The organism is Acinetobacter gyllenbergii (assembly GCF_001682515.1).
In the GTDB taxonomy this organism is placed as follows: domain Bacteria; phylum Pseudomonadota; class Gammaproteobacteria; order Pseudomonadales; family Moraxellaceae; genus Acinetobacter; species Acinetobacter gyllenbergii.
In genome coordinates, this window is record NZ_KV575264.1 from 33321 (window position 1) to 49245 (window position 15925).

The following is a 15925-nucleotide window of genomic DNA, read 5'->3' on the forward strand; positions in this document are numbered from 1 at the left end:
TCCTCAATTACCAACGCACTTCAAATTTCTTACGGAGCCAAATGGCAAGGCTATTCAAACCAATCATTAACGCTAGTAAAACAATAATCGCTGCTGCAGTACGTCCTTCGAAGAAGTTACGTAATTCATTACCTTGCCACAAATAAACTTGTACTGGCAATGCTGTCGCTTGATCGAGTGGTGTGGTTGGCACACTTGCAACGAAAGCGCTCATTCCGATTAAAAGCAATGGCGCAGTTTCACCCAGCGCATGTGCAACCCCAATGATCGCACCTGTCATAATGCCAGGTAACGCCAAAGGTAATACATGATGGAAAATGGTTTGTACTTTCGATGCACCCAAACCTAAAGCAGCTTGACGAATCGAAGGTGGAACCGCTTTTAGTGATGCACGTGTGGTAATAATCACGGTCGGCAAAGTCATCAAACTCAGTACCAAACCACCGACTAAGGGTGCTGATAATGGCAACTGCATCCAACCAATAAAGATTGCAGCACCCAGTAAACCAAACACAATTGAAGGAACAGCAGCCAAGTTATTAATGTTGACTTCAATAATATCCGTCATCATGTTCTTTGGTGCAAACTCTTCAAGATAAATTGCACTGGCAACACCAATTGGAATCGAGATCACAATCACGATCATCATCATGAATAATGACCCCATGAATGCGCCGGCTAAACCACTGGTTGCAGGTGAACTACGAGAATCTGGACTAAAGAACAAGTTGGTATTGAAGGTATTTGTAATAATTCCTTCCGCTTTTAGCTGATCTGCCAGTTGACGCACTTCAGGTTCAAGCTGTTGCTGGTCATCAGGTAAACTACGATCAATATTACCTGCTAACCACACATCGACATTGGCGTCGGCTAAGAACTTAATCTCTTCTTTACTTCCAATCAGCGCAGGGTTTTTCAGCACCATATCACGCAAACGGTATGCTTCAGAACTGGTATATAAGCTGCTCAGATAATCACGTTGAGACTCTAAGGCTTTGTTTTTAGCAACGATGCCATTTACGATCAAGGCATCCCAGTCCACCATACCCATTTCAGTTTGCCAAGCGACCATGCGCTCTTCAAAATGAGCTGGGGTTTCACCAGCAGTTTGTTTTGGCTTCGCCCCAACATTGATGATCGCTGGATCAAAATAAACTGGAACGGTCACGCTGCTTTGCCAAAAAGCAGGCAGACCTTTCGCCAAGATGCTACCAAATAGTAAGGCAACAAATGCCAGCGCGATCACAACCGCCGAGATACCTGCGAAGCGAAAGGTTTTTTCTTTACGATGACGCTTAGCCAAAGAACTTTGGATCTTTCTTTTACGCTGCTCACGTTGTTCAGCAGCTACTTGAGGATCCAATAGGTTCGGATCCAGAGGAGATGTATTTGATGAACTCATTCGTATTGCTCACGATATTTACGCACGATGTACAGTGCAATAATGTTTAGACCCAAAGTAATCACAAACAGCGTTAAACCAAGGGCGAATGCCACCAGTGCTTGTGGGCTGGCAAAGTCAGTATCCCCCGTTAATTGCTTCACAATCGTAACGGTTACTGTCGAAACTGCTTCAAATGGATTTGCATGCAACAATGGACTGTTTCCTGCTGCAAGCACCACAATCATGGTCTCACCCACAGCACGGGATACGGCAAGTAAAAATGCCCCTGTAATCCCTGGTAGAGCAGCAGGTAGAACCACTTGACGAATCGTTTCTGATTTGGTTGCACCTAAGCCCAAAGAACCATCACGTAATGCACGAGGTACCTGAGTAATAATGTCATCAGACAATGAGGAAACGAATGGGATAATCATAATGCCCATTACAAAACCTGCGGTTAGGGCACTGGTCGCATTAATATTGATACCAACACTTTCACCCACTATTTTAAAGAATGGGCCAATAACCATTAAGGCGAATACACCATAAACGATGGTTGGAATCCCCGCCAAAACCTCAATCGCAGGTTTTGCCCAAGAACGCAAGCTTGGCGATGCATATTCAGCCAGATAAATCGCAACCAACAAGCCAATCGGCACCGCAACCAATAATGCGATACCACTGACCATTAAGGTCCCCCAAATCAGCGGTAAGATGCCGTAGCTACCTTCTGCATTTCCTGAGGTGCTAAAGCCTGGATTCCATTCGGTACCAAAGAAGAAGTCAACTGGACTGACAAAATGGAAAAAGTGTAACGCCTCTTTTAACATCGATAAAACAATACCGATTGTTGTCAAGATTGCGACACCAGAACATAGGATCAAAGCAACATTAATGGTTTTTTCGACTTGGTTACGTGCACGGAATTGTTGGCTCACATGACGCTTTGCCCAAACTAAACCCGCAAGTCCAGCACTAATCACCACTGCAAGTTTTGCAAATGAGCCAATGGTCTGGAATTTAGCAAGTTGTTGTGCTGCTGCAACTTCATATGCTGCTGGCTGATCTGTTACCCCGAAACCAGAAGCAATTGCTTGCACTCGACTGGTTAAAACATCACGACCTGCCGCATCTAAAGTTGAACTCACAGATGCAGGAATATTATTGAAAATAATATGTTGTAAAATACTTGGTTCAACCAAATTCCAAATAATCAAAATTAAAAAAGCAGGAATACCACACCACAAAGCAACCAACGCCCCATAATATCCTGGACGAGAATGTAGTGTTGCTGAGTTATTTCCCTTACCTGCTAGGTTACGGCTTTTGCTCAGCCCGATTTGATATGCAATTGCCACAAGGGCTAATAACACACCGATAAGTAGCAGATTCATGTAATCTCCACTGTTTTCTCAATTTTCATGATTTGAAAAAACTTAGCTAGACAAAAAGGCTGATGATCCAACGTCTCACCAGCCTCCCTTTTAACAATATTACTTAACTGATTTACCCGCTTTGAAATCAGCTAGGATTTTTGCGCGCTCTTTGTCGCTTAAAGGAATCAAGCCCGCTTTTTCTAATTTAGAACCTTTACCAGAAATTTTCTTGTTTAAGAAGAATTCTGTGAATTGTGGTAAGCCTTTGATTGATTTCAAGTGCTCGCCTTTCACGTAGAAGAACAATGGACGTGAAACAAGGTAGCTACCATCGAGTACAGTTTTCTCTGATGGCGTCACTCCATTTACAGTCGCTACACGTAATTTATCACGGTTTGAATCATAGAAACCTAGACCAAATACACCGACTGCATTTGGAGACGTTTTCAAGCGAGCTAGAGTTTCAGTATAGTCACCCGCAATTTCAATCACACGACCATCTTTACGGAAGGTTGAACATGCTTTCTTTTGATCATCTTTGCTTAAAGCTTTGTAGTAATCAAATGCTTCACAACCGGCATCAACCATCTTCTCTTGGAAAACTTCACGCGTACCGTGGTTAGAAGCAGGAATAACTAAAGTGATCGGCTCATTTGGTAATGATTTATCAATTTGGTTCCATGTTGTATATGGGTTTGGAACTAATTTACCATTTGAAGGAAGCTGTGCAGATAATGCAGTGAATACATGTACTGGTTTTAATTTATATGCCGCTTTTTTAACATTTGATGCAAATACGATACCGTCATAACCGACTTTAATTTCTTGTACTTGGTTTACGCCAGATTTTTTACATGCATCAAGTTCTGTGTCTTTAATTTGACGTGAAGCATTTGCGATGTCGATGGTGTTATCACCTACACCTTGACAGAATTGTTTCAAACCACCGCCCGTACCACCTGAACCAACAACCGGTGCTTTGAACTGTGGGAATGTGTTGCCAAACTCTTCAGCAACAATACTTGCAAACGGTAATACAGTAGATGAACCAGCAATTTGAATCGTATCACGAGCTGCATTTGCAGTCGTTGCTACAGTTGCCCCAGATACAGCTAATGCAATTGCGATGTGACGTGGATTTAAGCGCATTCTGTTTTCTCTCATTTATGCAATTTGGTTTACAACTCTTTTTAAGTTAAGTGTTGTACTTTGGTTAACTGCATTTTGAGCAGATAATATGACAATTAAGTGACAACTTTATGACGCTTTTGTGATAGCCATTTCTTAAGCTCAATTTTTAGAAAATTATTCGTCATAAATTCACATGTTCTGCTTTATTTTTGCAGCTCGAAACTCGGTTAGTGTAAAAAGATAACGTTTAAATATTGAATTTTATGGATTTAAAAAGAACAGCTGCTGATTCTGCTTAACAAAAAGTATCTTGGGCAGCGCAGCCAGTTTATATATGTTTTATGACAATTCCCTATCAAAAAGAACAGATATAATGCTAAATCCTGTCATCATTGAAACACAAATGCTGATTCGTAAACCAATCCATAGCGTTTTTGAAGCATTTATTGATCCTGAAATCACCTCAAAGTTTTGGTTTAGTTCAGCAACGGCGTCACTCGAACAAGGAAAAACCGTTGAATGGACTTGGGAAAAATACCAAGTTTCAGCAAAAGTACAGGTGACAAAAATCATTGCCAATGAATTGATTCAGATTCAGTGGGGTGAACCAACCAGTACGGTGGATTTTATCTTTGAAGCGATCAATGACAATCAAACTTATCTCAGAATTCAAAATTATAATATCCCCTTACAAGGCGATGAGCTGATGCAATTTGTGATTGATAGTACAGGTGGCTTTACCACGGTCGTGGATAGTTTGAAAGCCTATTTAGAACATGGAATTCAACTCCATCTGGTTCAGGACAAATTTCCACCCTTCTAGGTCAATACAGCATTGATGTAATAAAAAAGGCACATTGCTGTGCCTTTTTTATTTAAAGATTGGACTGTGCTTCGGGCAGAACCAGCATTTTTTTACGATATTTAAAGACATACATCATCGCTAAAATCGCCAGCCAGATCGGTCCGAGAATCACAGCCAGACGCATATCAGGGGTCATCGCCATAATAATCAAAATAAAGCAGACAAAGCTGATGGTGAGATAATTACTCCATGGACTCCAGATACTTTTAAATTTGGTCTGATGTTGTTTCAGGCGCATTGCTTTATTAAATTTCAAATGGGTGACGGAAATCATTAACCAGTTAATCACCAGTGCCGCAACCACCAGCATCATGAATAACTGAAAGGCCTCACCCGGAATTAAGTAGTTGACCAACACACATACCGCCGTAACCGAAGCAGAGACAATCGCCGCAGCAACAGGAATTCCACGCGCATTCACTTTTTTCAATATCGCAGGTGCATTACCCTGTTCGGCCAAACCATGCAACATGCGACTATTACAATAAATACAACTGTTATAAACAGAAACTGCTGCAATCAACACCACGAAATTGAGCACATTGGCAACGCCGTTACTGTTCAAAGACTGAAAGATCAACACAAAAGGACTGCCCCCTTCTGCCACCATATTCCATGGATAAAGACACAGTAAAATCCCGATTGCACCGATATAGAAAATCAAAATACGGTACACAATCTGATTGACGGCTTTCGGAATGGTGGTTTCAGGATTTTTGGTTTCTGCGGCGGCAATCCCGATCAGTTCAAGCCCACCAAAGGCAAACATGATCACTGCAAGTGCCATAATAAAGCCATGCGTGCCATGTGGAAAAAAGCCACCGTGTTGCCATAAATTGGCAATACCCGCCTGTGGACCTGCAGAGCCAGAAAGCAATAAATAAGCACCAAAACCGATCATACTTAAAATCGCGACGATCTTAATGCAGGAAAACAAAAACTCAGATTCACCAAAGAATCTCACATTGACCAGATTAATCGCATTAATCAACACAAAGAACACCAAGGCGGTCAGCCAAGTGGGCACATCTGGCCACCAAAATTGAATAAAGGTCCCGATGGCGCTCAGTTCAGCCATACTGACCAACACATACAGCACCCAATAATTCCAGCCCGACATAAAGCCTGCCATACGGCCCCAGTATTTATTGGCAAAATAACTAAATGAACCACTCACAGGTTCTTCAACCACCATTTCTCCTAAATGGCGCATAATTAAAAAAGCAATCACACCAGCAATCGCATAACCCAATAAAATAGAGGGCCCTGCCAGTTTAATGGTTTGCGACAGACCCAAAAATAATCCTGTACCAATCGCACCACCAAGCGCAATCAGCTGGATATGCCGATTGGACAATCCTTGTTTTAACTCATGTTTATTGTTTACATCCATCATGTTATCTCCAATGTGTGTGTCACATCCTGTACACCTTTTATACAGCGCATGATTCGAAGCTCAGCATGAAGCTCCGAATCTGATTCGCTCTCTTATCAATTTATAAATTTGAAGATTTTTGACTTTCCTTCAGATCAGAAGGAAATCGCTTTTTTACACGGCGATACTTGGGCACGCTGTTTTAAGATTTCATAGCCTCGGTCGCCGTAATCAAAGCGTGCAATCACTGACGCAAATTTTTTCAAACTGGATGGTGCATCCATGGCTGGGAGTTTAAGTTCAATAAAAGTCATTCCGTCGAACTGATGCATATTATCCAAAACCTGCTTTAACTGCCCTGCAGTTTCTACCACACAGCTTTTATAGTCCTGGCTACCATTGAATACTTGTGGAATCTCACTATATTTCCAGTCCTGAACATCGTTATAGGCCGCATTTTCGCCCATGATCAAACGTTCAATGGTATAGCCCCCATTATTGAGTAAGAAAATAATTGGCTTGAGACCATGACGGATAATAGTCGAAAGTTCCTGTACGGTGAGCTGGAATGAACCATCACCAATAAATAGGATTTGACGGCGTTCAGGTGCGGCCAACAAACTGCCTAATAAAGCAGGTAAGGTATAACCAATTGAACCCCAGAGCGGTTGAGCAATATATTTTGCCGTTGCCGGTAGTTTTAGCCCCGCCAAGGCTGAGTTAGAAGTCCCGACTTCACCGATAATCACATCATCTTCTTTGAGAAAACGTTCAACGTAGTTCCAAAGGATGTCTTGACTGAGTTTTTGCTGTTCAGGCGCATTGATTATTTGTTGCGCTTGCTTCTCAATGATCGGTTGGCTCAGTTTCCGTGGTGCAATTTTTTTATTCAACTCAACCAGAAGTTGTCCAATCTCAATCCCTGGAAAATCTTGACCGAAAATCGTCAAACCATACGGTTTCATTTCAATATAGTTCTCAGTGGCGATTTGATGAGTAAACACCCCTGTTCCGACATCGGTAAAACGCACACCAATCCCAATCAGACAATCTGATTGTTCAATGGTATTGCGCACATGTTCTTGGCTCGCCCCACCGACATAAGTGCCCACATAACGCGGTGAACCTTCATCCATAATATTCTTAGCCGTCAGCATGCTGGCAAAGGGAATCGAACATTTTTGTGACAAATCACTGAGCAACGATGTCACTCCAAAAACAGAGGCTTCATTATCAATCAGCAACGCTGGTCGTTTGGCTTGTGCAATCACTTCGCACAGTTTGCTGACTGCGCTTTGCAACAGCTCTGGCTCAACCCTCGGATAAGATAAATCGAGTGAACGATCTGTCACTTCAATTTTGACGTGAGTAATATCCGATGCCAACTGGATATGTACAGGTCGACGTTCAAGGAAACATTGACGTAACACACGGTCAATTTCAGAGGCGGCATTGGCTGGGGTTAGACGGGTCTGTGCAACAGTGAACTCTTTCATGCAGTTCATGATGTTGTCGTAGTTACCATCTACCAGCGTGTGATGAACCAGAGTTCCTTTCTGCACCACATGTAAAGGCGGAATCCCTGAAATATGCACCACTGGTACATTCTCAGCATAAGCACCTGCAATGCCATTAATCGCACTTAAATCACCGACCCCATAGGTCGTTGTCAAAGCAGCAAAGCCGTTGATCCGTGCATAACCGTCAGCCGCATAAGCCGCATTTAATTCATTACAATTACCAATAAATTCGAGTTGGGCATCTGCCTCAACTTGTTCGAGATAAGAAAGGTTAAAATCACCAGGTACACCAAACAGATGTTGGATACCCATTTGTTTTAGACGAAGATTTAAAAAATCACCGATTTCTATGAACATTGCTCTACATCCTTTCAAGTCAATTTTTTATTCCATAGAAAAATAATATTTCATCTACCTGTTAAATTTCGTGCATAATAAAAACGCATTTTAATAAAAATACAATATTTGTGTATCATAAAAGGATTTTATGCAATGGATAAGTTCGACTGGCAAATCATTCAGGCCCTACAAAAGAATGGACGGCTCACCAATCAGGAAGTTGGAGATTTAATCGGTTTATCAGCTTCACAATGTTCCAGAAGACGACAGTTACTGGAGCAAAAAGGCGTGATCTTGGGTTATGCCGCCCGCATCCACCAACAAGCTTTAGGCCTGGAGGTCACCGCAATGATTCACATTAACTTACGCATTCACGAGGCCAAGTCACAGCAAGCCTTTCAGGACTTAATTGAAGCTGAGGACAATATTCAAGATGCTTTTTCAATTAGCGGCGATGCTGATTTTATTTTAAAAGTCGTCGCAGAAAATCTGGAACAGCTGTCCCAATTCGTCACAGAGCGACTACTGTCTTATGGTTTTATTGGTCACATAAAATCTTACATTGTGTTAAAAAAAATCAAAGAACAGAATCACTTTCTCAGCAAATCCAAGGGTCACAGCTACCATCCAGCCACATAAACCTCGTTTTAAGCAGCACCATGCATAAAAAGAAAAAGGCGGATATTAGATCCGCCTTAAAAATATGAAGGTTTAAATTTTATTGATATGTACAGTTTGTCCTACTGTATTTTCCAGCAAACCCTCCAAACCGAACTCAGCACCAAGGCCTGACATTTTCCAGCCACCAAACGGTGCATGTGGAACAATCTCTGCATGGGTATTGACCCAGACCGTGCCGCATTGTAATTGCGATGCATAAAATTGCGCGGCTTTTAAATCAGAAGACCAGATTGAACCACCTAAGCCAAATTCGCTGGCATTGGCGCGTGCAATCGCATCATCAATCTCACGATATTTTAGAATCGGTAACACTGGGCCAAACTGCTCCTCTTGCACCACGCGGCAACTTTCATCCAGTCCAGTTAAAATGGTTGGTGCAATAAAATAGCCTTGCTCAGGCACCGTCTGATCACCCGACAAAGCCTTGGCACCTTGCGCAAGTGCATCAGAAATTAAGGCTTTTACTTTTTGATATTGCATCTGGTTTTGCACGGGCCCAAAAGTAGTCTCTGCTACCATGCCATCTCCAACATTTTGGGCATTGGCAATATCGGCCAGTTTTTGTGCTAGCGCGTCATATTGGCTTTCGTGCACATATAAACGTTTCAAAGCAGCGCAAGTCTGCCCAGCATTTAAAAATGCGACGTTAAAAATACGCTTGGCTATTTGATCAAGATCGGCATCAGGTAAAACAATCCCCGCATCATTGCCACCCAGCTCTAAGGTCAAGTGTTTTAAAGTTTTTACCGCACCAGACATAATGTGCTGACCCGTCCTGGTCGAGCCTGTAAAAACCACCTTGGCGATATCAGGGTGAGTCGATAATGTCTCACCGACGTCGCCTTTACCGACTAAGATTGAAATCACACCCGCAGGCACTTCTTGTTGAATAATTTCACAGAGTTTTAACGTCGCTAAGGGGGTAAATTCAGATGGTTTATTAATCACCACATTGCCCGCACGCAAGGCAGGCATGATATGCCACACCGCAATCATCAACGGCCAGTTCCACGGCGTAATCGAAGCCACCACACCTAAGGGCTGATAATGACGTTCAATTCGTTTCTGTTCACTATCTTCAATAATATCAATCGGCATGTCTAAACTTGCGGTATAACGTGTCCAGCCAATCGCACCCTGCACTTCCATTTGGGCTAGCGTCAATGGTTTACCTTGCTCGAGTACGATCAACTCTGCCAGAGTTTCGGCATGTTGTTCAATTCCATCCGCAATCTTATTGAGTATGCTTTTGCGCTCCTCATGAGAACTGTGTTGCCAGCTTCCAAAAGCTTGCTTTGCCGCCGCAATCGCTTGATTCACTTGTGCAATCGAAGCCTGCGCACACTTTGCTGCAACAGCAGCTGTTGCAGGATTGATAATCTCAAGTTCGCCTGCTTCACCGAGACAAGATTGACCGTTAATAATGAGTTTAAATTGGTTTTGCATATTCAAGTGTTGCATGCCTTGTTCCTTCTATTCATTGTAATCATGATGTTTTGCCTGATTCGACCTCAGCTCTGGGTCTCAAGTGCAAAAGTGATGACATCTATCCATCAAAATATTGAGCATCTATCACTACAATATGGAATTTGTGCATCACAGTTTATGCATAATTATTTCTGATTTAGATTAAAGATGCACAGTTTGTGCAGAACAGCGACAATTTTCTACCATGTCATTATAAAAAACCATCCAACAGGCTCTGGACAGAATACAACTAAACAGCAAGCCAAATGCATGCCTTTATGTAATACCATCTCAGCTTCTGCGTTCTAAAAGTTACGACACTTCATTCAATTAATTGAAATTTCTTAGAACAGCTGGCTTCGCTATATTCAATACAAATGCGCCAGAAGATAAAAAGATGAACAGCAAAGTGATTACAACGTTTAAGCATACGGATTTACCTGTACACATGACATTTTCAGAGCATGATTGGCAGCTGCTTGCTCAGCACTGGTATCCGATTGCGCTCGCCCGTGATATTTCAGAACAGCCAACAGCAGCCATGTTGCTGGATATGCCACTGGTAATTTACAAAATGGGAGATGAACTGATTGTTGCAAAAGATGTTTGCCCACATCGCGGGGTTCCTCTTAGCTTAGGCCGTCATGACGGGCAAGGCATTGTGTGTCGCTACCACGGATTACGCTTTGGACATGCGGGCAAATGTAATCGCATTCCAGCACATCCTCAGCATAAAATCTCTGAACGCTTTGATCTAACAACCTACGCCGCCACTGAAAAGTATGGACTGATCTGGTGTTGCTTAGCAGCTCGCCCGAATGAGCAACCCGTTATTCCTAACATGCCCTACTGGGAGGATGCAGACTACCAACAACTGCTATGCCCCTTTGTCGATTTAAATTGTTTTGCCGGTCGGCAACTGGAAGGATTTATTGATGTTGCCCATTTTGCGTGGGTACATCCTGATAGTTTTGGTGACCCTGATGATGTTGAAGTACCAGACTATAGCACCACAGAAACCAGTTATGGCTTCGATGCGGATTATATCAGCAGTGTCGGACGCTATCCGATTGGCACAGTGCAACGTGGGCAGGACAATTTCAACTGGCTCAGACATTTTGAAATCAGTCTGCCTTTTACGGCAACACTGACCATCCATTTTCCGAATCAAAGCAAGCAGGTGATCATGAATGCGGCATCTCCTGTAAGCGCGCGACAAACTCGGTTATTTGCACCAATCTGCCGTAATTATGACAAGGATTTACCTGTTGAGGATGCTTATGCATTTAATTTACAGATTTTTGAAGAAGATCGACTGATTGTCGAAACCCAGAAACCTGAATATCTCCCCCTGGATTTATCGATGGAAGCACATTTTCCAGCAGACCGTAGCTCAAGTATGTATCGCCGACTCTTAAGAAAAATGGGATTCAATCCAATTTTTGCGGCCTAGTCTATGCTTAAATTCAATTTTAATAGGCAATAAAAAAGAGGTCTATTCAAGACCTCTTTTTTAGTTTGATGCGTCTACCAAATTGAAATTAATCAATCGCTGGAACATAAGTTCCTGCAGCAATTGCATCTTTAATACGATCAGCTTCTGCCAACACAAGTGCAAGCAAGTTTTGAACATTTTCAAGCGTTGCAACTGGGCTTAAAGTGGTCATCTTCAATGATTGAACATTACCGACTTTGGTTACACCAATATTCGCCTCACCACGAGCAAACAGTTCATCTGCCACGTTTTGGTTCAAGCTATCGATAAATTCAGCCGGATAAGCTTCTGGTACCACACGGAACAGGACTGAAGCGAATTGTGGTTCAACCAACAATTCAAGACCCGCTGTTGCTTTAATATAATCTGCAACTTCACGTGTTAGTTTTACACCATGGTCAATCATCGAACCATAAAGCTCTTCGCCTAATGCTTCAACCGTCATCCATAATTTCAATGCATCAAAACGACGTGTCGTTTGTAATGATTTAGACACGAGGTTAGGTACACCGTGTTCTTCGTCATACGCAGAGTTTAAATATTCTGCTTCATAATGCATAAAGCGATAGTTTGCTTCGTCTTTCAACAAGAAAGCGCCACAGCTAATGCTTTGGAAATAATGCTTATGGAAGTCAAGCGTGATTGAGTCTGATAATTCAATTCCATCTAACATTGCACGATGGTCATTTGAAAGAATCAGTGCACCGCCCCAAGCTGCATCAATATGCATCCATGAACCATACTTCGTGGTAATTTCACGGATTTTCTTGAGTGGATCAATCGCACCAGCATCTGTCGTACCTGCAGTTGCAACAACACAGGCTACGATTTTGCCTTCAGACTGAAGATGCGCCATGGTTTTTTCCAGTGCATCAACATCCATCTGTGCATTTTCATTCACAGGAACAGTGACAACAGACTGGAAGCCCATCCCCATCATCGCCATGTTCTTTTGCACAGAGAAATGTGCATTTTCAGAACAAATGACTTTGACGTTCTTCATTGCTTCTGCTGGAATACCATCACGCTGAACCGACCATGGCTTACCATTTTCGTCTTTCCAGTTTTTCGAGATGCACCAGTCACGTGCCAGCAATACACCCATCAAGTTTGACTGTGTACCGCCAGACGTGAACACACCTGCTTGACCTGCACCATAGCCCACTTTTTGGCGAAGCCAATCAATGAGTTGAACTTCCATCAAAGAACCCGCTGGGCTTTGATCCCATGAATCCATCGATTGGTTGGTTGCATTGATCAACACTTCCGCAATCTGGCTCATCACCATGGTTGGGCAGTGTAAGTGTGCAAGTGAATGTGGGTGATGTACTTTTAAGCTTTTGTTGAGGAAAAGCTCAACCATACGTTGTAATGATTGCTGTACACCTAAACCTTGTTTTGAAGGTGCAAAAGAGATTGCTTCGCGCAAATCTTTAATGCTACCACCAGTGTACATTTTATCATTTTGCAACCATGCTGAAACGGCAGTTACCGCCTCGCCCATTGCTGACTGATAGTCAGCAATAGATTGAGCATCATTGCAGAGTAACGCTTTACGATGTTCTGCAAAATCAACCATGAATTAGCCTCGTACTGCTTTTAATGCTTCAGCAACAGCTTTCTTGAAGCGAGCAACCGCCTCTACGCATTCTTCTTGATTGATAATCAACGGGCAAAGTAAACGGATAACGGTACCGTTACGACCACCTTTTTCAAGCAATAATTTATTGTTGAAACAAGCCGTCTGAATTGCAGCAGCCAATTGAGCGTCCGCAGGTAATGAACCCATATGGTCCGCAGGTTTACGCTCGTCAACGATCTCTACACCGATCATCAAACCACGACCACGTACGTTACCAATACATGGGAATTCTTGCGCAAGTTTCTTGAACTCAGCTTGTAAGAAATCACCACGCTCTTGCGCATTTTGAGCAAGGTTTTGTTCTTTGATCACTTGAAGTGATGCTAAACCTGTACCCATCGCAAGTTGGTTACCACGGAAAGTACCCGTGTGACCCGCAGGCTGCCAAGCATCAAACTTACGTTTAATACCTAATACTGCAAGTGGTAAGCTACCACCGACCGCTTTAGACATCACTACAACATCAGGCTCGATTCCAGCATGTTCAAAGGCAAACATTTTACCTGAACGTGCAAAACCAGCTTGAACTTCGTCCAAGATTAAAACGATGTTGTGCTTTTCAGTCACTTCACGGATTTTTTGCAACCATTTTACTGGTGCAGTAACAACACCACCTTCACCTTGAATCGCTTCAAGGATCACAGCTGCAGGCTTAGTTACACCACTTTCAACATCTTCGATGAAGTTTTCAAAGAAGTAAGTTAAAGCGTCAACACCTGCTTCACCACCTAAACCAAGTGGGCAACGATATTCATGTGGGTATGGCATAAATTGCACGCCTGGCATTAAGCCATTGACCGCATTCTTCGCTGACAGGTTACCTGTCATTGCAAGCGCGCCGTGCGTCATACCATGGTAGCCACCAGAGAAACTAATCACTGTGCTACGACCCGTATAAGTTTTCGCTAATTTAATCGCTGCTTCTGTACCATCTGCACCAGATGGACCACAGAATTGTAGGCAATATTCTTCTTGACCGCCTGGCAAATAAGCCAAAAGCGCTTCAGTAAACGCATCTTTTAAAGGAGTCGTTAAGTCTAAAGTATGCAATGGCAAACCGCTTGCCAATGTGTCTTGAATACTTTGAATCACCGCAGGATGATTATGGCCCAAAGCCAATGTTCCTGCCCCAGCTAAACAATCAAGGTACTCTGTACCTTCAACATCAGTAACCCAACAGCCTTGTGCTTTTGCTATCGCTAACGGTAATTTACGTGGATAACTACGAACATTCGATTCCATCTGACTTTGGCGAGTCAGATAATATTCGTTAGTTGCATTAGCGGCAGGATTTACGGAAGTAACGCTCATATCGAATTACCATCTCTGATATGGGTAAAAGAAATAAGTCTGGTGACTTGCGGTCGTTTGACTCGGTGCTTTTTAGAATCTAGTGCAGACACTTGTTTATATCTTTCAACTAGGAGCGAGATGATACCTAATTTTGAAATAAAATAAACACTTTTTGTGTCTTACATGCATCTAAATTATTGAAAAAATATTTCATTCCAATAACTATGATGGATTATCATCATACTATGTGACAAGCTAAAGAAAGTAAGCTTTTTTTAATCCCGCCTGCGTTTTTAGATAAATGGTCAAATTACTCCACCTAATAAACTGATTTTTAATATTTTTTGTTTTATTTTTCTGTTGCAAAACACTGCTAATCTCTTACAAAGTCACCACAAAATATGCAGAAGTTCCCCATCAGTTCTTTTTAATATCGAACTGGTAAAAAATAAATTTTCGATATCAAATTCTAAGGACATTTTTATGCGTACTTTAGCACTTGCTACATTAATGATCGGGGCAGCATTGAGCCCAAGCCTTTTTGCTCACGAGACGGAGAACTTGAACTACAACATCGTCAATATCCAAGCGGATGCCTCACGTCAAGTTGCCAATGATGAAATGCGTGCTGTTCTGTTTATTGAGAAAAGTCATAAACAACCTGCAGAACTCTCAAATCAGATCAACCAGTTGATGAATCAAGCACAAGCGATTGCACGTAAATATTCACAGGTCAAAGTCGAAACAGGTGCCCAAAGTACTTACCCTGTGTATGACAATGACAGCAATAAATTGAAAGAATGGCGTGCTCGCGCGGAAATCCAGCTGGAAAGTAAAGACTTTAAAGCGGCAAGCCAGCTGATCAGCGAATTACAGCAAAGTTTCCAGACCCAGTCGATTAATTTCACCGTATCGGATGAGCAACGTAAAAAAGTTGAAAATGAGCTGATGATCGAAGCATCAAAGAACTTTCAACAACGTGCACAAGCCATCACCCAAGCATGGAATAAAGGCCAATATAACCTTGTCAGTTTAAATCTGAATACCAGCAACTACTTCCCGCAACCAATGATGCGCGGTGGCATGGCCAAGTTTGCCATAGCTGAAGCAGCCCCTGCTCAGGATATGGCAGCAGGTGAATCAAAAATCACGGTCAGTGCCAATGGTTCAATCCAATTTAAATAATTGCTCTGACAATAACAAAAAGCCGTGCTTAAGCACGGTTTTTTGTTGTTTGAAATAGCCAAAAATATCTTGAGCAAAAAAACAATTAACTTAACTCATTTCATAGTTATAAGTGATAATGATTCTTATTTCATTCGGTGCAATAACTGATTAAGATTCGGGAAATTTACAG

12 protein-coding genes are annotated in these 15925 nt (G+C 42.3%); 4 read left to right on the forward strand and 8 right to left on the reverse strand.

Annotated features, from left to right (window positions below; genetic code table 11):
- Window positions 1–7: 7 nt before the first annotated feature.
- The 3 genes from pstA to NG55_RS11935 form a co-directional block, all read right to left on the reverse strand.
- Entirely contained in the window at window positions 8–1402 is a 1395-nt protein-coding gene (gene pstA, locus NG55_RS11925) for a phosphate ABC transporter permease PstA (RefSeq protein WP_065343368.1), read from the reverse strand.
- Entirely contained in the window at window positions 1399–2778 is a 1380-nt protein-coding gene (gene pstC / locus NG55_RS11930) for a phosphate ABC transporter permease subunit PstC (protein ID WP_005208295.1), read from the reverse strand. Before pstC ends, pstA begins: the two co-directional genes overlap by 4 nt.
- Before the next feature lie 99 nt (window positions 2779–2877).
- Window positions 2878–3909, reverse strand: coding sequence for a substrate-binding domain-containing protein (locus NG55_RS11935; protein ID WP_065343369.1), 1032 nt, complete (start codon window positions 3907–3909; stop codon window positions 2878–2880).
- A 355-nt stretch (window positions 3910–4264) separates the two neighbouring features.
- Here NG55_RS11935 and NG55_RS11940 point away from each other — a divergent pair, with 355 nt between their 5' ends.
- Window positions 4265–4714: an SRPBCC family protein gene (locus NG55_RS11940; RefSeq protein ID WP_016541298.1), complete on the forward strand. Its 450-nt coding sequence runs from the start codon at window positions 4265–4267 to the stop codon at window positions 4712–4714.
- 52 nt (window positions 4715–4766) lie between these two features.
- On the opposite strand, the gene NG55_RS11945 is transcribed toward NG55_RS11940, so the two are convergent.
- Both NG55_RS11945 and NG55_RS11950 read right to left on the reverse strand, forming a co-directional pair.
- Window positions 4767–6149, reverse strand: coding sequence for an amino acid permease (locus NG55_RS11945; protein ID WP_065343370.1), 1383 nt, complete (start codon window positions 6147–6149; stop codon window positions 4767–4769).
- Between the two features lie 137 nt (window positions 6150–6286).
- Window positions 6287–8008, reverse strand: coding sequence for an alpha-keto acid decarboxylase family protein (locus tag NG55_RS11950; RefSeq protein ID WP_065343371.1), 1722 nt, complete (start codon window positions 8006–8008; stop codon window positions 6287–6289).
- 135 nt (window positions 8009–8143) lie between these two features.
- Between NG55_RS11950 and NG55_RS11955 the strand changes: the two genes are divergently transcribed.
- Window positions 8144–8629: an Lrp/AsnC family transcriptional regulator gene (locus NG55_RS11955; protein WP_004652123.1), complete on the forward strand. Its 486-nt coding sequence runs from the start codon at window positions 8144–8146 to the stop codon at window positions 8627–8629.
- Window positions 8630–8701: 72 nt separating this feature from the next.
- Here NG55_RS11955 and NG55_RS11960 read toward each other — a convergent pair whose 3' ends face one another.
- Window positions 8702–10132 (reverse strand): aldehyde dehydrogenase family protein, encoded by a 1431-nt coding sequence (locus NG55_RS11960; RefSeq protein WP_065343372.1) that lies wholly within the window; start codon window positions 10130–10132, stop codon window positions 8702–8704.
- A gap of 403 nt (window positions 10133–10535) precedes the next feature.
- Here NG55_RS11960 and NG55_RS11965 point away from each other — a divergent pair, with 403 nt between their 5' ends.
- Window positions 10536–11591, forward strand: a complete 1056-nt coding sequence (locus NG55_RS11965; RefSeq protein ID WP_065343373.1) for an aromatic ring-hydroxylating oxygenase subunit alpha — start codon at window positions 10536–10538, stop codon at window positions 11589–11591.
- Window positions 11592–11679: 88 nt separating this feature from the next.
- Here NG55_RS11965 and NG55_RS11970 read toward each other — a convergent pair whose 3' ends face one another.
- The gene (locus tag NG55_RS11970) at window positions 11680–13212 is read right to left on the reverse strand and encodes a pyridoxal phosphate-dependent decarboxylase family protein (protein ID WP_005269954.1); all 1533 of its coding nucleotides are present in this window, start codon (window positions 13210–13212) and stop codon (window positions 11680–11682) included.
- A 3-nt stretch (window positions 13213–13215) separates the two neighbouring features.
- Window positions 13216–14586: a diaminobutyrate--2-oxoglutarate transaminase gene (locus NG55_RS11975; RefSeq protein WP_004652118.1), complete on the reverse strand. Its 1371-nt coding sequence runs from the start codon at window positions 14584–14586 to the stop codon at window positions 13216–13218.
- 465 nt (window positions 14587–15051) lie between these two features.
- Here NG55_RS11975 and NG55_RS11980 point away from each other — a divergent pair, with 465 nt between their 5' ends.
- Window positions 15052–15753 carry an SIMPL domain-containing protein gene (locus NG55_RS11980; RefSeq protein WP_065343374.1) on the forward strand — a complete coding sequence of 234 codons (702 nt, stop codon included), beginning with the start codon at window positions 15052–15054 and terminating at the stop codon, window positions 15751–15753.
- Window positions 15754–15925: the final 172 nt, after the last annotated feature.

What these genes read in the sequence shown, in the direction of transcription:
- pstA (WP_065343368.1), bottom strand. Translation starts at nt 1,402, where the DNA reads ATGAGTTCATCAAATACATCTCCTCTGGATCCGAACCTATTGGATCCT.
- pstC (WP_005208295.1), bottom strand. Translation starts at nt 2,778, where the DNA reads ATGAATCTGCTACTTATCGGTGTGTTATTAGCCCTTGTGGCAATTGCA.
- NG55_RS11935 (WP_065343369.1), bottom strand. Translation starts at nt 3,909, where the DNA reads ATGCGCTTAAATCCACGTCACATCGCAATTGCATTAGCTGTATCTGGG.
- NG55_RS11940 (WP_016541298.1), top strand. Translation starts at nt 4,265, where the DNA reads ATGCTAAATCCTGTCATCATTGAAACACAAATGCTGATTCGTAAACCA.
- NG55_RS11945 (WP_065343370.1), bottom strand. Translation starts at nt 6,149, where the DNA reads ATGGATGTAAACAATAAACATGAGTTAAAACAAGGATTGTCCAATCGG.
- NG55_RS11950 (WP_065343371.1), bottom strand. Translation starts at nt 8,008, where the DNA reads ATGTTCATAGAAATCGGTGATTTTTTAAATCTTCGTCTAAAACAAATG.
- NG55_RS11955 (WP_004652123.1), top strand. Translation starts at nt 8,144, where the DNA reads ATGGATAAGTTCGACTGGCAAATCATTCAGGCCCTACAAAAGAATGGA.
- NG55_RS11960 (WP_065343372.1), bottom strand. Translation starts at nt 10,132, where the DNA reads ATGCAACACTTGAATATGCAAAACCAATTTAAACTCATTATTAACGGT.
- NG55_RS11965 (WP_065343373.1), top strand. Translation starts at nt 10,536, where the DNA reads ATGAACAGCAAAGTGATTACAACGTTTAAGCATACGGATTTACCTGTA.
- NG55_RS11970 (WP_005269954.1), bottom strand. Translation starts at nt 13,212, where the DNA reads ATGGTTGATTTTGCAGAACATCGTAAAGCGTTACTCTGCAATGATGCT.
- NG55_RS11975 (WP_004652118.1), bottom strand. Translation starts at nt 14,586, where the DNA reads ATGAGCGTTACTTCCGTAAATCCTGCCGCTAATGCAACTAACGAATAT.
- NG55_RS11980 (WP_065343374.1), top strand. Translation starts at nt 15,052, where the DNA reads ATGCGTACTTTAGCACTTGCTACATTAATGATCGGGGCAGCATTGAGC.